Origin of the sequence: Desulfovibrio aminophilus DSM 12254, from assembly GCF_000422565.1 — a bacterium.
GTDB lineage: Bacteria > Desulfobacterota > Desulfovibrionia > Desulfovibrionales > Desulfovibrionaceae > Aminidesulfovibrio > Aminidesulfovibrio aminophilus.
The window spans coordinates 94,885-119,221 of record NZ_AUMA01000006.1 but is presented as its reverse complement, the minus strand read 5'-3'; the positions used below and the strand labels follow the sequence as shown (position 1 = coordinate 119,221).

Below are 24,337 nucleotides of genomic sequence, written 5' to 3'. Positions count from 1 at the left end.
CCTCGGAACGTGTGAAAAACCGTGACATTGGGCCTGGACTTGACGGGGGTGGCGGAGGTACCTTACTCCCGAAATCAGCGCATGCACGGAAACCCAATGCCCGATACACTCTTTGAGCGCTTCTTCCAGAACGAGGCCCGCCTCTTCCTGCTCACGACCATCCGCGTGGCCCTCTCCGAGGACGGGCCGGACCTCACCTCGGACGGAATCTTCGCCCCCGAGGACATGGCGCAGGCACACATCGTGGCCAAACAGCCCTGCGTGGTCGCCGGATTGCCCATCGCCTCCCTGGTGCTGGATTTCTGCGGTGGCGGACATCAGGTTCTGCTCAACGTGGACGAAGGCGAACGGGTCTCCCCGGGCGCGATCCTGGCCGTGATCCAGGCGCCGACCGCGCGTTTGCTCAAGGCCGAGCGGATCATCCTCAACTTCATCTGCCACCTCTCGGGCATCGCCACCCTCACGGCCCGTTACGTGGACGCCCTGACGGGCAGCCGCACCCGGCTCCTGGACACGCGAAAGACCTTGCCCGGACTACGCTATCCCGAGAAGTACGCCGTGCTGGCCGGAGGCGGCCTGAACCACCGCCGCAACCTCACGGAAATGCTCCTGGTCAAGAACAACCACATCGACCGGGCCGGCAGCATCACCGACGCCGTACGCCGTCTGCGCGCGGCCTATTCCCCCTGCCCGCCCCTGGAAGTGGAATGCCGCACACTGGACGAGGTGCGCGAGGCTGTGGCATGTTCCGTAGACAGGGTCATGTTCGACAACATGGACCCGGACGGAATCAGGGCGGCCCTGAAGCTGGTTCCGACGGGCATCGAAACCGAGGTCAGCGGCAACGTGACTTTGGAGACAGTTGCCGAGATCGGCCAGCTGGGAGCGGATTTCGTATCCGTGGGCCGAATCACTCACTCCGCGCCAGTGGCGGACATGAGCCTCCGCATAACACCACTCTGAGCCATGAACGACACCCACTCCCGCATTGAAGCCCTGCGCGCCGCGCTGGGCGGTCGGCTGGCCATTCTCGGCCACCACTATCAGTCCGACGAGGTCATCGCCCACGTGGACTTTCGGGGAGACTCCCTGGAATTGTCCCGCCGCGTCCCCCAACTCTCCGCCGAGCACATCGTCTTCTGCGGGGTCTTCTTCATGGCCGAATCCGCCGCCGTGCTGGCGAGGAAAGGCCAGAGGGTCCATATCCCCGCGCCTGAGGCGGGCTGCACCATGTCCAACATGGCGCCCGCGCCGTTGCTGACGGCCGTTCTGGAAGCCCTCAGCCGCGGCGGCCGCCACGTAACGCCCCTGACCTACGTGAACTCCTCGGCCGAGGTGAAGGCCGTCTGCGGCCGCTTCGGCGGCAGCGTCTGCACCTCGGCCAACGCCAAGACCATGCTCGCCTGGGCCCTGGATCAAGGCGAGGCCGTACTTTTCCTTCCGGACAAGAATCTGGCCGCCAACACCGCCGACGCCCTGGGCCTGCCCCGGGACGAGCGCCACGTCCTGGACATCCGCGCCCTGGGGAACCGCCTGGACCTGGCGGCCGCGTCCAGGGCCCGGCTCCTCGTCTGGCCCGGCTGCTGCTCCATCCACCACCGTCTCCGGGCCCGCGACGTGGCCGAGGCCCGCGCCGCACATCCCGGCTGTATGATGGCCGTGCATCCCGAATGCCTGGACGAGACCGTGCGCGCCGCCGACGCCGCCGGTTCCACCTCTTTCCTCATCGACTTCACGGCCAAGGCGCCGACCGGATCCACCGTGGTCATCGGCACCGAAGAGGCGCTGGTCCACCGCCTGGCCAAGCAATACGCGGACGAGAAGACCGTCCTGCCGCTGAAGAACGTGCGTTGCGCCAACATGGCCAAGACCACGCCCGCCAAGCTGGCCGCCCTGCTGGAGAACCTGGACCGGTTCGAACCGGTGCGGGTGGCCCCGGACATCGCGGAATCGGCCAACCTGGCCCTGCGACGGATGCTCGACGCCTGCGCCCGGGCCTGAAGGAGCGCCCCGCCATGAACAACCACGTGAAGACCGACGTCCTGGTCATCGGCTCCGGCATCGCCGGTTCCATCGCCGCCCTGACCCTGGCGGCCTCCGGCCGGGAAGTGACCCTGATCACCGCAGCCGACAGCCTCTTCATCGGCAACACCCGGCTGGCCCAGGGCGGCATCGTCTTCCACGCCCTGCAGGACAACCCCCGCAAGCTGGAACAGGACATCCTCACCGCGGGCTGGAACCAGAACCTGCTCCGGGCGGTGCGCTATCTCTGCAACAAGGGGCCGCGCATCCTGCAGGAAACGCTCATCGACACCTACCACATCCCCTTCGCCCAGAAGAGCGCGGATTCCTGGTATCTGACCCGCGAGGGCGGCCACTCCCTGGCGCGCATCCTCTGCGCCGCCGACCATACCGGCCGAACCATCATGGAGCGGCTGGTGGAACACATCGAAAAGACCCCGAACATCCGTGTGCTCACCCAGCGCACGGCCATCGACCTGCTCACGACGCACCACCACGCCCAGCACATGGACTTCAAGTTCAGCCTCCAGAACCAGTGTGTGGGGGCCTACGTGTTCAACGCCCAGATGGAGAAGGTCGAAACCATCCTGGCCGACTTCACGGTCCTGGCCACGGGCGGCGTGGGGCAGGTCTACCTGCACACGACCAATTCCCGGGGGTCCATCGGTTCGGGTCTGAGCATGGCCTCCCGCGCCGGCGCCAAGATCATGAACGCCGAGTACATGCAGTTCCACCCGACGGCGCTCTACGAGGGCTCCAGCAAGGCTGACCGCCGTTTCCTCATCTCCGAGGCCGTGCGCGGCGAGGGCGCGCGCCTGGTGAACAGCGCGGGCGAGGCCTTCATGCCCCGCCACGACCAGCGCGCCGATCTGGCCCCCCGCGACATCGTGGCCCGGGCCATCATGGAGGAACTGCTGCACACGGGTGACGACTGCGTCTACCTGGACGCGGCCAACTACGTGGACGCGGACCTCAAGGAACGTTTCCCCACGATCTACGAAAAGTGCCTGGAAATCGGAGTGGACATGGCCCGCGACCCCATCCCGGTGGTGCCCGTGGCCCACTACTTCTGCGGCGGCGTGCTGGTGGACAACCGGGGCCGGACCACCTTGGAGCGGCTTTACGCCGCCGGGGAGTGCTCCTGCACCGGCCTGCACGGGGCCAACCGTCTGGCCAGCACCTCGCTGCTGGAAGGACTCGTCTGGGGTTACAGCGCGGCCCAGGACATCATTAAGCGCACGGGCACCCAGTCCCGCCTCTCGCGCAAGCTCCAATCCTCCATCCCGGACTGGGTCAGCCTGGGCGAGGTCAAAAACGACGACCCCGCGCTCATCGCCCAGGACTGGGCCACGATCCGCAACACCATGTGGAACTACGTGGGCATCACCCGGACCACGGCGCGGCTTTCGCGGGCCTTCAGCGAAATGCGCAACCTGTCCAAGAACATCCAGGACTTCTACAAACAGACCGTCATCAGCAAGCCGATCATCGACCTCTTCCACGGGTGTCAGGCCGCCTATCTCATCACCCAGGCCGCGCTGCGCAACAAGAAGAGTCAGGGCTGCCACTACCGCGTGGACTAGAAACGACAGGCACGACCGACCGGGCCGAATTTCGCATCCGCGCCGAAGACAACACAAAAAGCCCGCCGCGCTCAATGCGCGGCGGGCTCGTCTTCGCGAAAAAACGCGGACGCTAGGCCAGCTTGTTCAGGGCCTGCTGCAGACGGGCGATCCGGCGGGCGGCATTGCGCGCGTGGATCACCTTTTTGGAAGCGGCCTTGTCCAGGGTGGAGGAAGCCAGATTCAAGGCGGCCTGAGCCTGTTCCTTGTCCTTGGAATCCAGGGCGTCATGCACCTTTTTGACCACGTTCTTGATGCGGGTCTTCACGGAACGATTGCGGTCACGACGCTTCAGGCTCTGCCGGTGGCGCTTCAAAGCGGATTCATGATTGGCCAAGGTCCTATCTCCTGATCGTTGCTTGTGTCATTCTTGGTATGTTGAGCCAAGAGAGATTGCTTACAGACACGACAAAGCGATGTCAAGCCCTTTTCACACCTGCAGGGCGCCGAAATCGGCCAGCCGTCCCAGGCGGTCCACCAGCGACTTGAGCAGATTGAGCCGGTTTTCCCGCAGGGCCGCGTCCTCGCACATGACCATTACATTGTCGAAGAAGGCGTCCACGGCGGGACGCAGATCACGCAGCAGCCCGAGCAGGCCGTGAAAGTCGCCACGCTTCCAGAGGTCGCGGAAGCGATCTTCGGTTTCGGACAGCTTGGCGGCCAGCGCCTTTTCCTCGGCGGCCTCGAAACGTCCGGCCTCGAAGGCTCCAGACAACTCGACGCCGGCCTCGCCGGCCTGCTTGCGGATGATGTTGGCCGCGCGCTTGAAGGTCAGCACGGCCTGTCCGAAGTCCGCCTCGCGGCTGAAGGCCGTCAGGGCCTCCAGACGTTCACGCAACGTTTTCACATCGGTGAAACCCGCACCCAGAGCCGCGTCCACCACGCGGGTGTCGTGTCCCTGACCGGTGAACAGGGCGCGCAGACGCTGGCCGAAGAAGTCCAGGAGCTTTTCCCGGGCCTCGGCGGCGTCCAGCTTCCAGCTCACCGCGCCGTAGCCTTCCTGAGCCCAGACCACGAGCTGCTCCAGGTCCAGGCACAGGCCGTGCTCCATGACGATGCGGCAGATGCCCAGGGCGCACCGGCGAAGGGCGTAGGGATCGTTGGCTCCAGTGGGGATCATGTTCAGGCCGAAACAACCCGCCAGGGTGTCGGCCTTTTCGGCCACGGCCAGGAGCGCACCGCCAAGGGTGGTCGGCGTCGGGGAATCCGGTCCGGCGGGCAGATACTGCTCGGCGACGGCCCGGGCCACGATCTCCGACTTGCCCTTGCGCGCGGCGTAGATGCCGCCCATGACGCCCTGCAACGTGTCGAATTCACCGACCATGCCGGAGACGAGGTCGGCCTTGGCCAGACGCCCGGCCTCGGCCAGTTCGGCGGGAGCGCCGGAGGCGTCGGCCAGTTTGGCGCACAGGGACTCCAGGCGGCGGGACTTGTCGCCCATGCTGCCCAGGGGGCCCAGGAAGACGACGTTCTCCAGCGCGGCCAGCCAGGTGCCCAGGTCCGTCTTGAGGTCCGACTCCCAGAAAAAGCGGGCGTCCTCCAGGCGGGCCTTGAGCACCCGCTCCCAGCCCTTCTTCACCAGGGTCCGATCCTGGGGCTCCAGGTTCAAGGTGCAGAGGAAGTGCGGCAGGAGCTTTCCATCCGGCCCTTCCACGCCGAAGCTCTTCTGGTGGCTCTCCATGCTCGTGAGCAGCACCTCGCGGGGCAGCTCCAGATACATGGGGTGGAAGTCTCCCAGCAGCGGGCACGGATGCTCGGCCAAGTTGCAGACCTCATCCAGCAGGGAGTCCTTCCAGATCACCCGGCCTCCGACCTTGGCCGCGGCCGCGTCGCCCTGTTCAAGGATGATCGCCTTGCGGCGCTCGGAGTCCAGGACCACGCGGCCCTGTTCCTCAACGGTACGAACGTAGTCGGCGGCCGAAGCCGTCTCAAAGGGGCCGGGGCCCATGATGCGGTGACCCCAGGTGCGGCGGCCGGAGGTCAACCCGGCCAGTTCGAAGGGGACCACTTCGGCGTCCAACAGGGCCAGGAACCAACGGATGGGGCGACCGAAATGAAAGTCCAGGGAGCCCCAATGCATCTTCTTGGGAAAGGACAGCCTCTTTATGGCCTCCATGCAAAGGTCGGGCAGGATGTCACGGGTCGAGCCGCCGCCCACGGTCTTGCGCGCGGACAGGTATTCGCCCTTGTCGGTGGTGGTCACGAAAAGCGCCTCCGGCCCCACTCCCTGGGTCTTGGCGAAGCCTTCGCCCGCCTTGGTCAGCTTGCCCTCGGCGTCGTAGGCGATGCGCTTGGGCGGGCCGGTGACGATCTCCTCCTCCCGGCGCTGGGCCTCGGCCAGGTCAGCCACCCGGACAGCGATCCGCCGGGTCGTGGCCCAGGTGGAAACCCCGCCGTGGTCCAGCCGGGCTTCGGCCAGGGCCTTGTCCAAAACCTCGCGCAGCTCCGCCGCCAGCTTGGGCACGAAACGGGCGGGCATTTCCTCGCAGCCGATCTCCAGGATGAATTCAGACATGGCTAGGCCCTCCCCTCGGCATGACGGAGCATGGGATACCCCATCTCCTCGCGCTGGGCCGCATAAAGCGCGGCGATGGCCGAGGCCAGGACACGCACCCGGCCGATGTAGGCCGTGCGCTCGGTGATGGAGATGGCCCCCCGGGCGTCCAAGAGGTTGAAGGTGTGCGAACACTTCAGACAGTAGTCATAGGCGGGCCAGGGAAGCTTCTCGGCGCAGAGCCGCTTGCTCTCGGCCTCGTACATGTTGAACAGGGAGAGGAGCATCTTGGGGTCGCTCTGCTCGAAGTTGTAGGTGGACTGCTCCACCTCGTTGCGGTGGTACACTTCGCCATAGGTCACACTTCCGTTCCAGGACAGGTCGTAGACCGACTCCTTCTCCTGGAGATACATGGCTAGGCGCTCAAGGCCGTAGGTGATCTCCACGCTCACGGGCGCGAGGTCGATGCCGCCCACCTGCTGGAAATAAGTGAACTGCGTCACCTCCATGCCGTTGAGCCAGACCTCCCAGCCCAGGCCCCAGGCGCCCAGGGTCGGGGACTCCCAGTCGTCCTCCACGAAGCGGATGTCGTGCTTCGCGGCATCGATGCCGAGCACCGACAGACTCTTCAGGTAAACGTCCTGCACGTCGGCGGGCGAAGGTTTGAGCACGACCTGGAACTGGAAATAGTGCTGAAGCCTGTTGGGGTTCTCGCCGTAGCGGCCGTCGGTGGGTCGCCGGGAGGGCTCCACATAGGCCACGTTCCACGGCTCGGGGCCGATGACCCGGAAGAAGGTGGAGGGATTGAAGGTGCCGGCCCCCACCTCGATGTCCACAGGCTGGGCCAACACGCAGCCGTATTCGGCCCAGAACCGTTGCAGGTTGAGGATCATGTCCTGAAAATGCATCCGTTTCTCTCCATCCGTTGATCTAGACCTTGCGGAACCGGCCCCCGTCCCAGGTCAACCCCAGGTGATAGGCCACGAACCGCTCGATGATCTCGTAACACTGCCGCCGCACCAGACCGCCCATGTCCAGGCGCGCCCATTCCGCCGGACGGCTTCGCCCCAGGCGGTCCAGGGTCAGCGCCGTTCCCGCCGAGGCGGGCAGACAGAGCCCTACGGTCGGACGACAGGCGGCGCAGCTCAGACGCCCCTTTTCCACGACGAAGAAACCGCTCTCCATCTCCTCGGCTGGTTTGCCGCAGACGTGGCAGGCGGAGAAGTCCGGACCGAAGCCCTGCTCAAAGGCGGTCTTGGCCCGGAAAAACAGCGGAAAAACATCCGTCGGAGGTTCGGAGCTTTCCTCCAGAACCTGAAGACTGTCAAGCAGCAGCTCGAAGGCAGCCTTGGCTCCGGCCGGTCCAGCCTCCACCGCTTCCGCGAACTTCAGGCAATTGACGGCCATTCCCAGACGCGAAGATTCGGCCTTAAGCGCTGGAAACCCGTGGAGAAGCGTTCCCTCCTCCAAGGTCAGGTAGGCTCCGCGTTTACTCGATCCGACTTGGAAGAGCACCAGATTCAGGGTATCCAGGCAACCGCAGAACCGCCGGCGACTGCGGGCGGCCCCAAAGGCGAAGGCCGTGAAGACTCCATGGCCGGGACCAAGACAACGCACCCAGGCATCGTTCTCCCGAAAACGCCCGACCTTGAGCACCAGGGCCTTTTCGGTGAACTCCATGCATCCTCGCCGAGAGTCGGAAACGACCGGTCCAGCCGCCGGGCCTCCGGTCTAGGGGAAGGTCAGCGTCTTGACGCTCCAGCCGGCCCCGTCCGTGGCCACGGCCTTGCCATTGTGCGTCACGGTCACGCCGCCCACGTTGCCGAGGCGAACCCAGAGCTTGTCGGAATACTCGAGATTCACGGCCTCGCCGCTACGGATGAAGTATTCCTTCTTTTCCCGACCATCCACGGAGACCTCCATCCAGCACATCTGGCCGGGCTTGGCCGTGATGGACACGGCCTTCACACCGGGCTTCGCCGGGGCGGGCTTGACCTGCTCCGAGACAGAGGGCGCCTCTTTGGGAGCCTCGGCCGGTGCCGCGGCCGCAACGGGAGCGGGTGCGCTCTCCGGCGCGTGGACGGGGGGCGGTGCGGGAGCCGCTACGGGCGCGGGCACGGCAGCCTGTTCCGCAGCCTGTTCAGGCTCGGCGGGAGGGGTCTCCGCCGGGGCCGAGGGTTCGGCCGTCGTCGCAGGCGCGCTTCCACCCAGGTTCAGGGTTCCGCGCCGTTGCAAATAGACGACCATGGAGACCAGGACCAGCACGAGCACGACGATGAGCAGAACGGTGGGCCAGACGCGGCGGCCGCTCCCGGTGGCCGGAGGCGTCACGGGGGCCCGAGGGGTCGCGGGACGATTGTAGACGCGCTCCTCTTCCTCGGCCAGATCAAATTCCTGATCGATGACGGCGGCCAGTTCGGTATCGTCGAGTCCCAGAATGCGCGCGTAATTGCGGACAAAACCCTTGGCGTATACGGGATGCGGCAGGTTCTTGCGGTCTCCCTCCTCCAGCGCCACGAGAATGCGGCGGCTGATCTTGGTGGACTCCATCACCTGCTTCAGGGACAGGCTCTTGCGCTCACGCTCGGCGCGCAACAGCTCTCCCAGTTCCTTCAAGGTCATGCTTTTCTCCATGAATCGGCGGGCCTAGTCCCGATACTCGATGACGGCCTTTTCGCGCAGTTTGTCCAGATATTCCTTAAGGAACGTTTCCATCTTCTTGTTGTAGAGATCTTCGTAGAGATTTTCCTTCTCCTGCTCGAAGTCACCCTGCGGCGCCTCGGCCAGGGAGTCGATCATGAGCAGGGCGTCAAACCCCTGAGCCTTGAACGGCTTGCTCACACCGCCCACGGCCACGCCCTCCAACGCGTTGCGCCAGTCCGGAGCCAAATCCTTGCGGGCGACCACACCCAGATCACCGCCATGCTCCGCTCCAGGGCCCTGGGAATAGAGGGTCGCCGCCTTGGCGAAGGTCAGCTTGCCGGAATCGATCTCCTGGCGGACAGCGGCGGCGGTCATGCCCTCGGGCAGGACGATCAGCCGCAAATGCAGATATTCGCCTTCGGCGCTCTTGCCGTGCCTGGCCTCGAACGCCTCGCGCACCTCGTCCTCGCTGACGACGACCTTGACCAGACCGCTCACCAACTGACGTTTTTTGATCTCCAATCGTTTGTTCTCAAAGAACTTCTCCCAACTCAGACCCTGAACGACCAATTCCTTGCGCAGTTGCTCCTCGTTCATGCCGGTCTTTTCCATGATCCCGTTGATCGAGGCCCGTACGTCGGCGTCGGAAACCTTGATTCCGTAACGCCCCGCCTCCTGCTCCAGAAGGATGTCCATGATCATCTGGTCGATGATCTGGCGGCGCAGGGCGTGCATCTCCTCGGCGTTGGCCGGATTGGCGTAGCCGCCCTCGATGGCCATCTTGACCTGCTGTTTCAGGTCGAAGTCGGTGATGATGCTCCCGTTGGCCACGGCCACGATGCGATCCGCCACGAACTCGGCGGCACGGGCCGTGGAGGCGCCCAGGAAGACGGACAGAAAGAGCAGGATGGCCGCCGGAACGGAAAAGCGTCTGATCAAGATTCGGCTCCTTGTCGTGCCGCGCCCGCCGGAAACGGGCCGTCCGGCGGTTTGCGGAAAAGCCCGTTCACTGTAGTCTCTTTGTCCCCGGGTTGCAACGCCGGGCGAGGCCCGCCGCCAGCCGGGGCTACTTCCTTCCCGCCGGTTTCGACACGGACGCGGCGTCCGGCGAGGATTCCTCCAGATCGCCCTGGTCCACCTCCTGATCCTCGGAGGGCTCCATGACCACGCCGTCGCCGGGCTGCTCCCTCTCTCCAGTCGCCGTCGCGAGCCCCTCGCCCCCCTGCTCCTTGTCGTCGAGCAGTTCCATCTCGGCGCCCAGGGTCTTGCGGTCCTCGCCCCCTTGGCCGGCCACCTTGGGCAACAGGTGCGCGCTGACCGCGATCTTCGCCGCGATGAGCTTCGCGGAAAGCCATTTCTCGAAGGCGTCCTGGAGCTTGACCTCGGCCAGCGCCTGCTCGATGAGCGGATAGGCCTGTGGAGCGGAGAGCACCGAGGCGGGCAGCCGCTCCAGAAGCACCAAGCTCTTGTAACCGGAATCGTCATGCAGAATGGAGGTGTTCTGCCCCGGCTGAAGCTTGGCCAGGGCGTCGCGCCACTGGTCCGGCATCTGCCCATCGCGCATGGTCAGTTCGCGCACCGTGGCCGGTCCCTGATTCGCCACCAGGGCTTCCGCATCGCGCTTCCGCCGGTACTCCTCAAGGGCCTTCTCCACCGTGTCCCGCTCCGGGGCGAGGATCAGGGCCAGACGCACACGCGGCGGCAGGGAAAACTCCTGCGGATGGTTGCGGTAATAGTCCTCGGCCTCGGAAAATTCGATGCGTACCTGCGGCCGCAGCACCTGCTGGAAAAACCGTTCCAGGGTCAGGTGGGCCCGCAGTTGCCGCCGCCAGGAGTCCAGGTCGATATACTCCTCAACAAGGATCTGCTCGAAGGCGCCGGGAGGGTAATCAGCGCGGATTTTGGCCTCGGCCTCGCGCACTTCATCGTCCGTGGGTTGCAGGTCACGCGACTCCATCTCGGCGGCCACCAGCTCCAGCATGACGAGCTGGCCCAGCACCTCGCCGTACTCCTTGCGCAGCGTCGCCACGCTGGGCGCGGAGGCGGCGATCTCCAGGTGCATCATGTCGTGCTGGAACTCGAGTTGGCTCAGATAGATCGGGCGCCCGTCCACGCGGGCCACCACCCCCGTCTCCTCGTCGGAGGAGGAGGCGCAGGCCGTCAGCAGCAGACACATGGCGATGAGGGGAAGCAGTCGTTTCATCCGGTCCGTTCCGTGGTCGTCCCGGCCTCGCGGCCGAGCAGGCCGTCCAGCTCACGGTTGAGGGCGACGATGTTCTCCCGGACCGCTCCGTTTCCGGCGGCCCGGATCTCCAACTTGCCCGGCGGCAACAGCTTGGCCCGGTCAGGCCGGGCCGCGACCCAGGCCACCAGATCCGCCGGCGACACCGCGTCGTTGTCAGGGCCGAAGGACAATACGGCCCGGGTGGGCGTCAGTTCGGCCCGCACCACCTGCAACCGCGACAGGGTGCGCTTGAGGTGCAGCACGGCCAGGAAGTTCTCCAGAGCCTCGGGCAGGGGCCCGAACCGATCGCGGATTTCGGCTTCCAGCTCCTTGAGCGCCGTCTCGGTGTTGGCCGAGGACAACGCCTTGTAGTAGCTCAGCCGTTCCCGGGACTCCTGCATGTAGTCGCCGGGGATGTGCGCCTCGAAGACGAAGGTCAGTTCCGGGTCCGTGACCTGGCGGCGGGATTCGCCGCGCAGCCTGCGCACCTCTTCTTCCAGCATTTCCAGAAACAAGTCCAGCCCCACGCGGCCGATCTGGCCGGACTGGGCCTCGCCCAGGATGTTCCCGGTCCCGCGCAGACGCAGGTCCTCCATGGCCACCTTGAATCCCGCTCCGAGATAATCCAGGTCCAGGATGATCCGCAAGCGCCGTCGCGACTGCTCGGGCAGCCCATCCACCGAAGGCACCACGAAGAAGGCATAGGCCTGCCGCTCACTGCGCCCCACACGCCCGCGCAACTGGTAGAGCTGGCCCAGGCCGAACATCTGGGCCTGATCCACGATGAGCGTGTTGGCGTTGGGGAAGTCCAGCCCGGACTCGACGATGGCCGTGCAGACCAGGACGTCCATCTCGCCGTGCCAAAAGCGGTGCATGGCCTCTTCCAGGCCCTTTTCGGACATCTGGCCGTGGGCCATGCCCACGCGGGCTTCTGGCGCGAGCTTCCGCACGTACTCGGCCACACGTTCCAGCCCCTGGACCCGGTTGTAGACCCAGAAGACCTGCCCGCCACGCGCCAGTTCCCGCTTCAGCACGTTGCCCAGAAAGGTGTCGTCGCGCTCCACCAGGGCGGTTTCCACGGCTTTGCGCTCCGGCGGCGGGGTTTCGATGACCGACAGCCCGCGCAGGCCCGAGAGCGAAAGCTGGAGCGTACGTGGAATGGGCGTGGCCGTGAGCGTGAGCACGTCGATGTTCTTGCGGTAGTGCTTGAGTCTTTCCTTGTGCTTGACCCCGAAGCGCTGCTCCTCGTCAAGAATGAGCAGGCCCAGGCGGGGAAAGGACACGTCCTGGGAAAGCAGACGGTGCGTTCCGATGAGGATGTCGACCTCGCCCCTGGTCGTGGCCGAGACCACGGCCTTCTGCCGGTCCTTGGGCACGAAGCGGCTGAGCATGGCGACCCGGATCGGAAAGCTCTCCATGCGCTTGAGAAAGGTCTGGTAATGCTGCTCGGCTAGGACCGTGGTCGGGCAGAGCAAGGCCACCTGACGCCCTTCGAGCACGGCCCGGAAGGCCGCGCGCAGGGCCACCTCGGTCTTGCCGAAGCCAACGTCGCCGCAGATGAGGCGATCCATGGGCTCGGGCTTCTCCATGTCGGCGAAGACGTCGGACACGGCCCGGGCCTGGTCCGGAGTTTCCTCGAAACCGAAGGTGGTTTCGAACTCCCAGTACAATTCGGAAGGCGGCCCGTAACGGAAGCCCTTGGCCACGCGGCGGAAGGCGTACATCTCCACCAGCTCGGCCGCGATCTTCTCGATGGCCTTGCGGGCCCGCTCCGTGGCGCTACGCCAACGCGCCCCGCCGAGCTTGTCCAGGGCCGGAGACGCGCCCTCGGGCCCCTTGAAGCGCTGCACGAGGTTCAACCGGTCCACGGGCAGGTAGAGCCGGTCGTCCTTGTCGAAAAAGAGCAAAAGATAGTCGTTGGCCGCCTCGCCCACGGAGAGCCGGTGCAGTCCGCCGAAGCGAGCCAGTCCGTAATCCCGGTGCACGAGCAGGTCGCCCTCCATGAGATCGTCGTAGCGGTCCAGCCCCTCGAAGGGTTTGTCCCTGGAGGCCCGCCGTCCCTCAGCCGCGGGTTCCGGCTGAAGCACGTCCTCGGCCAGGACGAGCAGGTCGGCCCAGGTCAGGTCGAACCCCTTCTTCAACGGCGAAACCAGGGCGAACAGCCCGCGCGCCTCCGGCGAATACTCCATGGACAACGGCAGTTCGTCCTGGGCGGCCAGGGTCAGGAATTTGCGGCGCGAACGCTCGGAACGGAATGAAAGGATCGTCTGGCGGCGACTCCGCGCCCAGCCCTTGAGTCCGTTCACCAGCGCGGTCCAGGGGCGGCGCTGTTCCTCGGGCTTCCAGAAGAGGTCCGCGAAGGCGTTCACCGCTTGCTCTGGGAGTTCCGCCCCGTCGCGGTCCCGGCCCAGGGTTAGGTCTTCAAACACGAGCTGGGGTTTGTGCAGATAGGCCTGCCGCGCCGTCTCCTCGGGCCGCAGCAGGAAGCGCACGGGCCAGCGGCGGCCGGTGGCCTCGGTCTCGCGGCGCAGAAACTCCCGCCAGGAAAAGACGTGCTCTTCCAGCCGGGCGCGCAGATCCGTGGCCGAGGAGAGAATCCAGACCGCATCCGGCGGAAGGTGAGCCTCGATGCCAACGGCGTCGGACCAGAACAGGCCGGGCCAGACCTGCCCGTCCACCCGCTCCGCCCCCTCCAGCAAGGCCTGCTCCTCGGCCGGGCCCATTTCACCCGTGGTCTTGAGCTTGCGCCACCAGGCGCGGGCGGACTGGCCGTGTTCACCGGAATACAGCCCCGGCGCCACGGGCAGAATCACGGCCTCGGCCAGTTCGGCGCGCGAACGTTGGCTGGAGGGGTCGAAAAGCCGCACACCTTCCAGGGTGTCGCCGAAGAACTCCAGGCGCAGCGGCAGGCCGTAGCCTGGGGCGTAGATGTCCAGGATGTCGCCGCGCACGGCCAGTTCGCCGGGCGCGCCCACCAGAGGCCGAGAGACGTAGCCCCAGAGCGCGGCTTGTTCGCGGATCAGCTCCGGCGACATCTCGTCACCCCGGGTCAGGGTCAGGTTGTTGGCCCGCAGCAAGTCCGGCCGCGGCCAGCGCGGCAGGAGGTTGTCCGCCGTAAGCAACACTGCCCGGGGCGTGGAGCCGTAGGCCAAGGAATAGAGCGCGGCCCAGCGCGCGGCCCATTCGTCGGGTTCCGAGCGCTTGGGCAGATAGGGCGGCAGTTCGGTCCAGGGGCGTTCCCAGGGAACGAGGGCGTCCTCGTCCGGCTCCTGGCCGGGTCGGCGGCCGCATTCCAGGAACAGACGCAACAAGGCGGCCAGTTCCCGGTGCTCCCGCGCGCCGGAGGAAACCAGAACCACGCTCCGGCCCCGGGCCATGAGGGCCTGGGCCGCCAGGGCCTGGGAGGCCGAACCGCTTTTGAAGACGCGCAGGCCGGTCCTGCCGCCCTCCAGAAATTCAGTGAGTTCCTTGGGGTAGTCCAATTGTCCATCCAAAGGCGAAAGCCGCCTTCCGCCGTCGCCGGGCGGAAGGCGGCCTGCCGTCATGACGCGGATCGAGAGGGATCAGACCTGGCTCAGGGCGTCCTTCTCCTCGCCGGAAAGCAGCCGGTTCAGGTCGAGCAGAATGAGCAGGCGGTCCTGGAGCTTGCCCACGCCGCTGATGTACTCGGACTCCAGGCCCGAAACGACCGGCGGCGGCGGTTCCACCGTGTTGGCGGGTATGCGCAGAACCTCGGACACGGAGTCGACCACGAAGCCGACGATCATCTGGTTGATCTCGATGACGATGATCCGGGTATGCTTGTCGTGATCGCGTGTCTCCAAACCGAAACGCTTGCGCAGATCCACGATGGGAATGACCTTGCCGCGCAGGTTGATGACGCCCTCGACGAATTCCGGAGCGCGGGGAACCTTCGTGATCTCCATGGTGCGGATGATCTCCTGCACCTTGAGGATGTCCACGCCGAATTCCTCTTCGCCGATACTGAAGGTGACCAACTGAATGAGTTCGTCGTCCTGTTTCTTCATGGCCTCGTTCATGGCCTCTCCTCTTGTCGGAGGTTCAGGGCGGTCCCTTCCCCGCCCGTCCTAGCAAACTATTGCAATGGGATTTTTTTTTGTCAATGAGATTCGGCAACCATTCGACATGCCAAATGGTTTGCGCACCCCGGAGCGGATTTGACTCTTGACGCGGAAAACTCTAATTGACGCGGAACGCCATCGGCGGCTAATTCCCAAAAAAATCCCGGAGGACATCTCCCGCATGGGACAATATTTCCCCTTCTTTGACCAGGCCTCCCTGGAAGACCAGATCCGCAATCTGGCCGACGACGAGCTGCTCGATTTCTGGGAGGAAACCCAATACATGGCCAAGTTCTCGGACAAGGAGCAGGAAGAGGAAGCCCCGGGCTACAACCCGGAATACGAACGCCTCATCCTGCACGAACTCCAGGTCCGCACCTGCCGTCGCGGCCGCGACTAGGCCGTTCTGAACCGACCCACCGGACGCCCCGTTCGCGGGGCGTCTTTTTTTATCCTCAGCCCCACACCGGCGCCCGGCCCACGCTGAAGTAGGCGAAGCCCTTGCGGCCCATGCCCGCCGGGTCGTAGAGGTTGCGCCCGTCGAAGACAAGCGGCGCGCGCAGCAAGGATTTCATGCGGCCAAAATCCGGGTTGCGGAACTGGTTCCATTCCGTGACCACCGCCAGGGCGTCCGCCCCGATCAAGGCCTCGTATTGTCCGTCCACGATCTCCAGCAGGGGATTTCCGCCCAGTTCCCGGCGCGCCCGCTCTGCCGCCACCGGGTCGAAGGCCCGCACACGCATGCCCGAGGCCGTCAGCCGGGCGACCACCTCCCGCGCCGGGGCCTCGCGGATGTCGTCCGTATTCGGCTTGAAGGCCAGCCCCCAGAGCGCCAGGGTCTTGCCCGAGACGCCGCCTTGGGCCGCGAAATACTCTTCCACCTTGCGCGCCAGGAGCCCTTTCTGCTCCTCGTTCACCGCGTCGACCGAGGACATCAGCCGGGGCTCGTAGCCGTGGTCACGGGCCGTGCCGATGAGCGCCTTGACGTCCTTGGGGAAGCACGAGCCGCCGTACCCCGCACCAGGGTAGATGAAGCTGTAGCCGATGCGCGAATCCGAGCCGATGCCCAGGCGCACCTCGCCCACGTCCGCGCCCACCCGTTCGCAGATGTTGGCTACCTCGTTGATGAAGGAAATCTTGGTGGCCAGCATGCAGTTGGCCGCGTACTTGGTCATCTCCGCGCTGCGCACGCCCATGACGATGAGCTTCTCGCGGCTGCGCGCGAACGGTGCGTAAAGCGACTTGAGCAGTTCCGCGCTCTCCTCGCTCCGCGTGCCCACGATCACCCGGTCCGGCTTCATGAAGTCGTTGACCGCGTCGCCCTCTTTCAAAAATTCCGGGTTGGAAACAACGTCGAAGCCGATCTCCACGCCCCGCACGGCCAACTCGTCGGCGATGATTCCGCGTACGCGGTCGGCCGTGCCCACCGGCACGGTGGATTTGTCCACCACCACCACGGGAGTGGCCATGCAACGGCCGATGTCCCGGGCCACGGCATCCACGAAGGAGAGGTCGCAAGCGCCGTCCTCCCGCGAGGGGGTGCCCACGGTGATGAACACCAAAGCCGAGCCGCGCAGGCCTTCTGCAAGCTCCGTGGTGAACGTCAGGCGTCCCTGGGCCGTATTCCGGCGCACCAGTTCCTCAAGGCCCGGTTCGTAGATGTGCACCCGCCCCGCGCGCAACCCCTCGACCACCTCGGGGTTCACGTCCACGCAGGCGACCTCGTTGCCCATCTCCGCCAGGCAGGCCGCCGACACCAGCCCCACGTACCCCGTTCCCACGATGCATACGTTCATCCGAAAAACTCCTTTCGCCTCGACTTCCAAACGTCGCCCATGCGTTAGCCTCACCAAACCACGGGTGTCAACAGAATCAAGGACGGCCGCCTTGCAATCCAGGCCGTTCCCTCGTAGGAACCGAAAAGGACATCAAGAAAACCGGAGGAACCGCATGCCCGTTCTCTGCGTCAACGTGGATCACGTGGCCACCCTGCGCCAGGCCCGTCGGGGCCGCGAACCCGAACCGGCCACAGCCGCGGCCCTGGCCGAACTGGGCGGGGCCGCGGGCATCATCGTGCATCTGCGCGAAGACCGCCGCCACATCCAGGACCGCGACGTGGACATTCTGCGCCGCACGGTGAACACCCGGCTGCACTTGGAAATGGCCGCCACTGGGGAAATGCACGGCATCGCGTTGCGCGTGAAGCCGGACATGGTCTGCCTTGTGCCCGAGAAGCGCCAGGAACTGACCACCGAGGGCGGCCTGAACTGCCTGGGGCGGGAAAAGGAACTGCGCGAGTATCTGGCCCCCCTGGCCGAGGCGGGCATCGAAGCCAGCCTCTTCGTGGACGCCGATCCGCGGCAGATCGAGGCCGCGTCCAAGACCGGGGCGCGCTTCGTGGAACTCCACACCGGCCACTACGCCGACGCCGCGGACCGCGCGGCGCGCAAGGCCGAACTGGGCAAGATCCTGGACGGCATCCGCCTGGCCCAGGACGCCGGGTTGCGCGTGAACCTGGGACACGGCCTGGACTACGAAAACGTGCTGGCCTTCGCCCGCGTGCCGGGCATCCGGGAATATTCCATCGGCCACAGCATCATGGCCCGAGCCATCTTCACCGGCCTGGAACGGGCCGTGCGCGACATGGCCGAACTCGTCCGCGGGTTCGCGGACTAGGGGAAGAGCGTGATCCGAGGCATCGGCCTGGACGTGGTGGAGCTGGCGCGCATCCGCGCCGCCCTGGACCGCTTCGGCCATCGCTTCGCCGCCCGCATCCTTACGCCGAGGGAGCTGGAGCAGCTCCCCGAGGCCGACCCCGTGCCTCGGCTGGCGGCCCTGTTCGCGGCCAAGGAGGCGGCGGTCAAGGCCCTGGGCACGGGCTTTTCCGACGGCATTGGCTTCCAGAGCCTGGAGATCGAGCACCTGCCCTCGGGCCGCCCCATGCTGTCCCTGCTCGGCGCGGCCCAGGAACGGGCTCGGACGCTAGGCGCGGACGCGACCCACGTCTCCCTGACCCACAGCCGAGGCACGGCCGCCGCCGTGGTCGTCCTGGAGGGCCGGGAATGACGGACGAATCCTGGCGCAGCCCCTTGCCCACCCCGGCCGAAATGGCCGCCTGGGACCGAGCGGCCATCGAGGACTTCGGCATCCCCGCCCGCGTGCTCATGGAGAACGCGGCCCGCGAGGCCCTGGCCGCGCTGATGGAGGCCCACGGGCCCCTGACGGGAAAATCCGCGCTGGTCCTGGCCGGACCGGGCAACAACGGCGGCGACGCCTTCGCCCTGGCCCGGCTTCTGGACGGACAAGGCGCCGACGTCTTCGTGCTGCACACCCGGCCGCGCAAGCAGTACCGGGGCGAGACCCGGGCCAACCTGCTCCTGGCGGCCCGACTGGGCCTCTCCCTGGAACTGGGCGCCCCGGGCCAGACCCTGCCCGAGGCCGACATCGTGGTGGACGGTCTGCTCGGCACGGGCTTCTCCGGCCCGCTGAAGCCCGCCATGCTCCACCTCGTGCGCGAGATCAACCGCCTGGGCCGCCGCGCCTTCGTCTTCTCCCTGGATATCCCCTCGGGGATGGACGGCCTGGACGGGACGCCCCGGCCCGAGGCCGTACGCGCCCACGCCACCGTGACCTTCCAGGTGGCCAAGACCGGCCTGCTCCACCCCGGAGCCGGAGAATGGACCGGGCGGCTCCTGGTCCGCGACATCGGCATTCCGCGCCAGGTGCGGGACGCCACGCCCACGCGCCAGTGGCTTCTCGCCCCCGGCGTCCTGGACCTGCTCCCCCGGCCCGAGCCCACCATGCACAAGGGCGCGGCCGGACACGTCCTCGTCCTGGGCGGCAGCGAGGGCCTCACCGGCGCGCCGCTGCTGGCCTCCCTGGGGGCCCTGCGCGGCGGGGCCGGACTGGTCACCCTGGGCTCTCCGACGGGTCTGGCAGACGCCGCGCGCGCGGGCTTCCCCGAGGTCATGGCCCTGCCCCTGGGCCACGGTCGCTCCTGGGACCAGGATCTGGCCGAGAACCTGGACGCGAGGTGCTTCGACGCCGTCGTCCTCGGGCCGGGCCTGGGCCGCTCGGACGGCGCGGGCCGCTTCGTCCAGACCCTGTTGCGCCGCCGCCTGCCGCCCCTGGTGCTGGACGCCGACGCCTTGTTTTTCCTGGCCCGCGATCCGGAAACCGCCGCCCTGGTTCCTGAAGGCTCGGTGCTCACGCCCCACCCGGGCGAGGCGGCCCGCCTGCTCGGAACGGACACGGCCGCGGTGCAGGCCGACCGCTCGGCGGCCGCCCGTGAACTGGCCCGGCGCTTCCGGGCCGTGGCTCTGCTCAAGGGCGCGGGCAGCCTCATCGCCTCCCCGGACGGCGACCTCCACCTCTGCCCCGTCGCGGCCCCCTGTCTGGCCACCGGCGGCTCCGGCGACGTGCTGGCCGGACTGCTCGGCTCCCTGCTCGCCCGTGGCCTCGACCCCTTGCGTTCCACCTGTCTTGCGGTGTATTGGCACGGTTCCGGCGGAACGATGCTCGACTCCCTCTACCCCGCCCGGGGCTGTCTGGCCCGGGAGATCGCCGACATCCTCCCCGAAGTCCACAAGGAGCGCCCATGCTGAAGGCCAAGGACATCATGACTCCGGCCCCCGTGACCCTGTCCCCGGACATGGACATCCCCACGGCCGCCCGACTCCTCCTGGAAAAGAAGATCAACGGCGCACCGGTGCTGGACGCCGAAGGCCGCCTCGTGGGCATCCTCTGCCAGAGCGACCTCATCGCCAAACGCAAAAATCCGGCCTTGCCCTCCTATATCGCCTTCCTCGACGCCTTCATCCAGCTGCCGCCGACCAAGGCCTTGGAGGCCGAATGGAAGAAGGTGGCGGCCGCCACGGTGTCCCAGGCCATGACCGCCTCCCCGCGGACCGTGACCCCGGAGACGCCGCTGGAAGAGATCGCCACCCTCATGGTGGAGAAGAAGCTCTATACCCTGCCCGTGCTGGCCGACGGCAAGCTGATCGGCGTGGTGGGCAAGGAAGACGTGCTACGGACCCTCATTATGAAAGACACGAACAGGGCGTGAACACGGAGATGACGGTCAAGCTCCGGGACGCCACGGCCACCCTGGAGCTGGGACGCGTCCTGGGTGAGGCCCTGGCTCGATCTCACCAGCCTCCGGCCCTGCTCCTGTGCGGAGACCTGGGCGCGGGCAAGACCACGCTCACTCGCGGGCTGGTCCTGGCCCTGCCCGGCGCGGCAGAGGCCGAGGTGAGCAGCCCGAGCTTCAACATCGTCAATCAGTACCCCACCCGCCCCCCGGTGGCCCATTTCGACCTTTACCGGCTGGAAAACATGCCTGTGGACGACGAAATTCTGGACCAACTCGCGGGCGAGGGCTCGCTCAACATCGTGGAATGGGCCCAGTTCCTGGACCGGCGCCACTGGCCGGAGCCACGCCTGGAACTGGAGCTGACGTCCGACGCCGGAGGCAGGATCGCCCGGTTGCGGGCTGTCGGCGTCGATGCGGAAACCCTGCTGGAAACCGCGCGGCTCCGGTCGCCGGAAACGTTTTTCTCCAAGGAGTGAGAGGCGATGAGCATTGTGGTGCAGAAGTACGGCGGCACGTCGGTGCGCAACCTGGAGTGCCAGAAGCAGGTTCTGGCCAAGGTCAAGCGCCCGCTCCAGGACGGCGACAAGGTGGTGGTGGTGCTCTCGGCCATGTCCGGCGAGACCAACCGTCTCATCGCCCTGGGCAAGGAATGGTCCGCCAATCCCGATCTCGCGGAAATGGACTCCCTGGTGTCCACGGGCGAGCAGGTTTCCGTGGCCCTCTTCGCCATGCTCCTCCTGAGCCACGGCATCCGCGCCCGCTCCCTGCTGGCCCACCAGATTCCGATCCACACCAGCAGCGCCTACGGCAAGGCCCGCATCACCCAGATCGACAGCACCAAGCTGAAGGCCCTGCTGGAGGACTACGACGTGCTCGTGGTCGCGGGCTTCCAGGGCATCGACGCCGACGGCCGCGTCACCACCCTGGGCCGGGGCGGTTCGGACACCTCCGGCGTGGCCCTGGCCGCCGCGCTCCAGGCAGCGGTCTGCGAAATCTACACCGACGTGCCCGGAGTCTTCACCACGGACCCGAACATCTGCTCCAAGGCCCGCAAGATGGACCGCATCGCCTACGACGAGATGCTGGAAATGGCCAGCATGGGCGCCAAGGTTCTGCAGATCCGCTCCGTGGAGTTCGCCAAGAAATACAACGTGGCGGTGCATGTGCGCTCGACCTTCAGCGACGAGCCCGGCACCATCGTGACCAAGGAGGACAAACGCATGGAAGCCGTGCTCGTTTCCGGCATCGCCTACGACAAAGACCAGGCCCGCATCACCCTGACCCGTGTGCATGACCGCCCGGGCGTCTCGGCGGCCATCTTCGGCCCCATCGCGGCCAAGAAGATCCTCGTGGACATGATCGTCCAGAACCCCAGCAAGGACGGCCACACGGACATCACCTTCACCGTCCCCCGAATCGACGTCGAACCCACCCTGAAGATTCTGGAGGGGCTCAAGCTGGAACTCGGCTGCGAGGATATCCTGCACGACGCCGCCGTGGCCAAAATATCGGTCATAGGCGTGGGCATGCGCAACCATTCCGGCGTGGCCTCGATAGCCTTTCAGGCTCTGAGCAAGGAAAACATCAACATCAAGATGATCTCCACTTCGGAAATCAAGATCACCTGCCTCATCGAGGAAAAGTACACCGAACTGGCCGTGCGCACCCTGCACGACGCCTTCGGCCTGGAGAAGGATTCGCTCAAAGCCTGACGAGGAGGGGCCATGCGACAGGTCGCCATCTACGACACCACCCTGCGGGACGGAACCCAAGCGGAGGAGATCCATCTCACCCTTGAGGACAAGCTGCGCATCGCCCTCAAGCTGGACGAACTCGGCATCCACTACATCGAGGGCGGCTGGCCGGGCTCCAACCCCACGGACAAGCAGTTCTTCAAGGACATCCGCTCCTATGAACTGAAGAACGCCAAGGTGGCGGCCTTCGGCAGCACACGCAACGCCAAACTGGCCCCGGAGAAAGATTCCAATCTGAAGGCTCTGGTGGACTGCAAGGCCCGGGTGCTGACCATTTTCGGCAAGACCTGGGATCTGCACGCCACCAAGGCCCTGGGCGTGTCGCTGGACGAAAACCTGGCGATCATCGGCGACAGCCTGGGCTTCCTGCGGCCCCGCTGCGCCGAACTCTTCTTCGACGCCGAGCACTTCTTCGACGGCTTCGCGGCCAATCCCGAATACGCCCTGGCCTGCCTCGGCCGGGCCTTCGAGGCCAAGGCCGACGTGCTCGTCCTCTGCGACACCAACGGCGGCCGCCTGCCCCACGAAATCGGGATAGCCGTGGAGGCCGTGCGCAAGGCCCTGCCAAAGGTCCGTCTGGGCATCCACTGCCACAACGACTCCGAACTGGCCGTGGCCAACTCCCTGGAAGCCGTGCGCCTGGGCGCCGAGCAGGTCCAGGGAACCATCAACGGCTACGGCGAACGTTGCGGCAACGCCAACCTCTGCTCCATCATCCCCAACCTTGAAGCCAAGCTGGGGATCGAATGCATCGGCCCGGAGAATCTCAAGAAGCTCACCAACACGGCCCATTTCGTGAGCGAAACAGCCAACTTGCGGCCCTTCCTGCGCCAGCCCTTCGTGGGCGGCTCGGCCTTCGCCCACAAGGGCGGCATCCACGTCCACGCAGTGCTCAAGGACTCCCGCACCTACGAACACGTGGAGCCCGAAGTCGTGGGCAACAAGCAGCGCGTGCTCCTCTCCGATCTGGCGGGACGCAGCAACATCATGTTCAAGGCCAAGCAGTACGGCTACGACCTGGACAAGGAAGACCCGTCCGTGCAGGATCTTCTGGCCGAATTGAAGAGCCGCGAGGCCCGGGGCTACGACTACTCCGTGGCCGAGGCCAGCTACGAAATCCTTTTCTTCCGCACCATGGGCTGGTCCAAGCGCTACTTCCAGCTCATCAATTTCCGGGTGCTCGACGCCACGGGCCCGGACGGCGAACCCTTCTCCGAGGCCACGGTGATGCTCAAGGTTCGCGGCGAGGTGGAGCACACGGCCTCCACCGGCCACGGCCCGGTGAACGCCCTGGACATGGCTCTGCGCCGGGCCCTGCTGCCCTCCTACCCCAGCCTGGCCGAGATGCGTCTGCTGGACTTCAAGGTCAGGGTCATGTCCGGCACCTCCCGCGACACGGGCGGCACGGCCTCCTTCGTGCGCGTGCTCATCGAGTCCGGCGACAAGAACGAGCGCTGGACCACGGTGGGCGTTTCGCACAACATCATCGAGGCCAGCTGGCAGGCCCTGGTGGATTCCATCAACTACAAGCTCTTCAAGGACGATCCCCAGAAGTGGCCCGCCCAGAACCCCAAGGGAAAGGGCAAAAAGAAGAACTCCTGACATGGCCCGCATCAGCATTCTCATGGACAATGCCGAGGCCGAGGGGCTGGCCTGCGAATGGGGATCGGCGATGGCCTTGGAGGACGACACGGGCGGACTCTGGCTCTGGGACACGGGAGCTTCCCCGAAGTTCCTGGACAATGCCCGGGCGCTGGGCCTGGACTTCAACCGAGCTCAAGGGTTGGCCCTGAGCCACGGCCACTATGATCACACCGGCGGGATCGCGACCCTGCTGGACGCAGGCTTTTCCGGCCCCATCCTGGCCCATCCCGAGTTCAACCGCCCGCGCTTCGCCCGACACGGTGGGAAGATCGAACCCGTGGGCATCCCGGTTCCCTTGAAACGCTTCGAGCCCGTGAACGGCGCACGGGAACTCACCCCGTCCCTGACCTTCGTCACGGACATCCCCAGGCTCCCCGGCCTGCCCCAGTCCCTTCGCGGCCTACACCTGGACCCCGCCGGACAGATCCAGGATCCAGTGTCGGACGACGCCTGCCTCTTGCTTCGGACCCGGCGAGGTCCGGTGGTCGTGCTCGGTTGCTGTCACGCGGGCCTGGAAAATACCTTGAACTGTCTGCGGGAACGACTGGGCGTCGGCCGGCTGCACGGCCTGGTGGGCGGGGCGCATCTGTACGACGCGGACCAGGAACGCCTGGAAGGCGCGTTGCGGGCGCTGCAAAAATGCGGGGTGGAACGCCTCTGCCTGGGGCACTGCACGGGCGAAGCCGCCGCGGCCTGGCTGGCCGGGCGGCTGAACTGCGGCATGGAGCCCCTGCGGCCGGGGCTCGTCCTGAACTTCTGA

General features: G+C 66.2%; 22 protein-coding genes. 12 read left to right on the top strand and 10 right to left on the bottom strand.

Annotated features, from left to right (window positions below; genetic code table 11):
- The first annotated feature begins 96 nt into the window (after positions 1–96).
- The 3 genes from nadC to nadB are packed head-to-tail and all read left to right on the top strand — an operon-like array spanning position 97 to position 3,605.
- Positions 97–963 carry a carboxylating nicotinate-nucleotide diphosphorylase gene (nadC, locus tag H587_RS20470; protein WP_027174932.1) on the top strand — a complete coding sequence of 289 codons (867 nt, stop codon included), beginning with the start codon at positions 97–99 and terminating at the stop codon, positions 961–963.
- Between the two features lie 3 nt (positions 964–966).
- Complete coding sequence (nadA, locus tag H587_RS20465) at positions 967–2,001, top strand: quinolinate synthase (protein WP_027174931.1); 1,035 nt, start codon at positions 967–969, stop codon at positions 1,999–2,001.
- Between the two features lie 14 nt (positions 2,002–2,015).
- Positions 2,016–3,605 (top strand): L-aspartate oxidase, encoded by a 1,590-nt coding sequence (gene nadB, locus H587_RS0102560; RefSeq protein ID WP_027174930.1) that lies wholly within the window; start codon positions 2,016–2,018, stop codon positions 3,603–3,605.
- 112 nt (positions 3,606–3,717) lie between these two features.
- Here the strand turns inward: nadB and rpsT are convergent, their stop codons facing one another.
- From rpsT to H587_RS0102515, 9 genes are all read right to left on the bottom strand, one after another.
- Positions 3,718–3,981: a 30S ribosomal protein S20 gene (gene rpsT / locus H587_RS0102555; protein WP_027174929.1), complete on the bottom strand. Its 264-nt coding sequence runs from the start codon at positions 3,979–3,981 to the stop codon at positions 3,718–3,720.
- 93 nt (positions 3,982–4,074) lie between these two features.
- On the bottom strand, positions 4,075–6,159 hold the full coding sequence (gene glyS, locus H587_RS0102550) for a glycine--tRNA ligase subunit beta (protein WP_027174928.1): 2,085 nt from the start codon (positions 6,157–6,159) through the stop codon (positions 4,075–4,077).
- Between the two features lie 2 nt (positions 6,160–6,161).
- Positions 6,162–7,046 (bottom strand): glycine--tRNA ligase subunit alpha, encoded by an 885-nt coding sequence (glyQ, locus tag H587_RS0102545; protein ID WP_027174927.1) that lies wholly within the window; start codon positions 7,044–7,046, stop codon positions 6,162–6,164.
- A 22-nt stretch (positions 7,047–7,068) separates the two neighbouring features.
- Entirely contained in the window at positions 7,069–7,818 is a 750-nt protein-coding gene (gene recO / locus H587_RS0102540; protein ID WP_027174926.1) for a DNA repair protein RecO, read from the bottom strand.
- A gap of 51 nt (positions 7,819–7,869) precedes the next feature.
- Complete coding sequence (locus H587_RS0102535; RefSeq protein WP_027174925.1) at positions 7,870–8,760, bottom strand: helix-turn-helix domain-containing protein; 891 nt, start codon at positions 8,758–8,760, stop codon at positions 7,870–7,872.
- A 24-nt stretch (positions 8,761–8,784) separates the two neighbouring features.
- Positions 8,785–9,720, bottom strand: coding sequence for a SurA N-terminal domain-containing protein (locus H587_RS20775; RefSeq protein WP_027174924.1), 936 nt, complete (start codon positions 9,718–9,720; stop codon positions 8,785–8,787).
- A gap of 127 nt (positions 9,721–9,847) precedes the next feature.
- Complete coding sequence (locus tag H587_RS16975) at positions 9,848–10,984, bottom strand: peptidylprolyl isomerase (protein WP_051202387.1); 1,137 nt, start codon at positions 10,982–10,984, stop codon at positions 9,848–9,850.
- Entirely contained in the window at positions 10,981–14,487 is a 3,507-nt protein-coding gene (gene mfd, locus H587_RS16970; protein WP_051202386.1) for a transcription-repair coupling factor, read from the bottom strand. Before mfd ends, H587_RS16975 begins: the two co-directional genes overlap by 4 nt.
- An 81-nt stretch (positions 14,488–14,568) precedes the next feature.
- Positions 14,569–15,045, bottom strand: a complete 477-nt coding sequence (locus H587_RS0102515; protein ID WP_027174923.1) for a chemotaxis protein CheW — start codon at positions 15,043–15,045, stop codon at positions 14,569–14,571.
- Between the two features lie 223 nt (positions 15,046–15,268).
- Between H587_RS0102515 and H587_RS0102510 the strand changes: the two genes are divergently transcribed.
- Complete coding sequence (locus tag H587_RS0102510) at positions 15,269–15,487, top strand: hypothetical protein (RefSeq protein ID WP_027174922.1); 219 nt, start codon at positions 15,269–15,271, stop codon at positions 15,485–15,487.
- 55 nt (positions 15,488–15,542) lie between these two features.
- On the opposite strand, the gene H587_RS0102505 is transcribed toward H587_RS0102510, so the two are convergent.
- Positions 15,543–16,913: a UDP-glucose dehydrogenase family protein gene (locus H587_RS0102505; RefSeq protein WP_342662360.1), complete on the bottom strand. Its 1,371-nt coding sequence runs from the start codon at positions 16,911–16,913 to the stop codon at positions 15,543–15,545.
- A 124-nt stretch (positions 16,914–17,037) separates the two neighbouring features.
- On the opposite strand from H587_RS0102505, the gene H587_RS0102500 reads away from it, so the two are divergent.
- The 8 genes from H587_RS0102500 to H587_RS0102465 are packed head-to-tail and all read left to right on the top strand — an operon-like array spanning position 17,038 to position 24,337.
- The gene (locus H587_RS0102500; protein ID WP_027174920.1) at positions 17,038–17,763 is read left to right on the top strand and encodes a pyridoxine 5'-phosphate synthase; all 726 of its coding nucleotides are present in this window, start codon (positions 17,038–17,040) and stop codon (positions 17,761–17,763) included.
- A 9-nt stretch (positions 17,764–17,772) separates the two neighbouring features.
- Positions 17,773–18,153: a holo-[acyl-carrier-protein] synthase gene (locus H587_RS0102495; RefSeq protein WP_027174919.1), complete on the top strand. Its 381-nt coding sequence runs from the start codon at positions 17,773–17,775 to the stop codon at positions 18,151–18,153.
- Positions 18,150–19,691: an NAD(P)H-hydrate dehydratase gene (locus H587_RS0102490; protein ID WP_027174918.1), complete on the top strand. Its 1,542-nt coding sequence runs from the start codon at positions 18,150–18,152 to the stop codon at positions 19,689–19,691. The genes H587_RS0102495 and H587_RS0102490 overlap by 4 nt, the downstream gene beginning before the upstream one ends.
- The gene (locus tag H587_RS0102485) at positions 19,685–20,152 is read left to right on the top strand and encodes a CBS domain-containing protein (RefSeq protein WP_027174917.1); all 468 of its coding nucleotides are present in this window, start codon (positions 19,685–19,687) and stop codon (positions 20,150–20,152) included. The genes H587_RS0102490 and H587_RS0102485 overlap by 7 nt, the downstream gene beginning before the upstream one ends.
- The gene (gene tsaE / locus H587_RS0102480) at positions 20,149–20,655 is read left to right on the top strand and encodes a tRNA (adenosine(37)-N6)-threonylcarbamoyltransferase complex ATPase subunit type 1 TsaE (RefSeq protein WP_027174916.1); all 507 of its coding nucleotides are present in this window, start codon (positions 20,149–20,151) and stop codon (positions 20,653–20,655) included. The genes H587_RS0102485 and tsaE overlap by 4 nt, the downstream gene beginning before the upstream one ends.
- A 6-nt stretch (positions 20,656–20,661) precedes the next feature.
- Entirely contained in the window at positions 20,662–21,891 is a 1,230-nt protein-coding gene (locus H587_RS0102475; RefSeq protein ID WP_027174915.1) for an aspartate kinase, read from the top strand.
- 12 nt (positions 21,892–21,903) lie between these two features.
- Positions 21,904–23,535: a citramalate synthase gene (cimA, locus tag H587_RS16965; protein ID WP_051202385.1), complete on the top strand. Its 1,632-nt coding sequence runs from the start codon at positions 21,904–21,906 to the stop codon at positions 23,533–23,535.
- Between the two features lies 1 nt (position 23,536).
- Positions 23,537–24,337 carry an MBL fold metallo-hydrolase gene (locus H587_RS0102465; protein WP_034608465.1) on the top strand — a complete coding sequence of 267 codons (801 nt, stop codon included), beginning with the start codon at positions 23,537–23,539 and terminating at the stop codon, positions 24,335–24,337.

Excerpts from the sequence above, each read along its gene's own strand:
- nadC (WP_027174932.1), top strand. The coding sequence starts at position 97 with ATGCCCGATACACTCTTTGAGCGCTTCTTCCAGAACGAGGCCCGCCTC.
- nadA (WP_027174931.1), top strand. The coding sequence starts at position 967 with ATGAACGACACCCACTCCCGCATTGAAGCCCTGCGCGCCGCGCTGGGC.
- nadB (WP_027174930.1), top strand. The coding sequence starts at position 2,016 with ATGAACAACCACGTGAAGACCGACGTCCTGGTCATCGGCTCCGGCATC.
- glyS (WP_027174928.1), bottom strand. The coding sequence starts at position 6,159 with ATGTCTGAATTCATCCTGGAGATCGGCTGCGAGGAAATGCCCGCCCGT.
- glyQ (WP_027174927.1), bottom strand. The coding sequence starts at position 7,046 with ATGCATTTTCAGGACATGATCCTCAACCTGCAACGGTTCTGGGCCGAA.
- recO (WP_027174926.1), bottom strand. The coding sequence starts at position 7,818 with ATGGAGTTCACCGAAAAGGCCCTGGTGCTCAAGGTCGGGCGTTTTCGG.
- H587_RS0102535 (WP_027174925.1), bottom strand. The coding sequence starts at position 8,760 with ATGACCTTGAAGGAACTGGGAGAGCTGTTGCGCGCCGAGCGTGAGCGC.
- H587_RS16975 (WP_051202387.1), bottom strand. The coding sequence starts at position 10,984 with ATGAAACGACTGCTTCCCCTCATCGCCATGTGTCTGCTGCTGACGGCC.
- H587_RS0102515 (WP_027174923.1), bottom strand. The coding sequence starts at position 15,045 with ATGAACGAGGCCATGAAGAAACAGGACGACGAACTCATTCAGTTGGTC.
- H587_RS0102510 (WP_027174922.1), top strand. The coding sequence starts at position 15,269 with ATGGGACAATATTTCCCCTTCTTTGACCAGGCCTCCCTGGAAGACCAG.
- H587_RS0102500 (WP_027174920.1), top strand. The coding sequence starts at position 17,038 with ATGCCCGTTCTCTGCGTCAACGTGGATCACGTGGCCACCCTGCGCCAG.
- H587_RS0102490 (WP_027174918.1), top strand. The coding sequence starts at position 18,150 with ATGACGGACGAATCCTGGCGCAGCCCCTTGCCCACCCCGGCCGAAATG.
- H587_RS0102485 (WP_027174917.1), top strand. The coding sequence starts at position 19,685 with ATGCTGAAGGCCAAGGACATCATGACTCCGGCCCCCGTGACCCTGTCC.
- H587_RS0102475 (WP_027174915.1), top strand. The coding sequence starts at position 20,662 with ATGAGCATTGTGGTGCAGAAGTACGGCGGCACGTCGGTGCGCAACCTG.
- cimA (WP_051202385.1), top strand. The coding sequence starts at position 21,904 with ATGCGACAGGTCGCCATCTACGACACCACCCTGCGGGACGGAACCCAA.
- H587_RS0102465 (WP_034608465.1), top strand. The coding sequence starts at position 23,537 with ATGGCCCGCATCAGCATTCTCATGGACAATGCCGAGGCCGAGGGGCTG.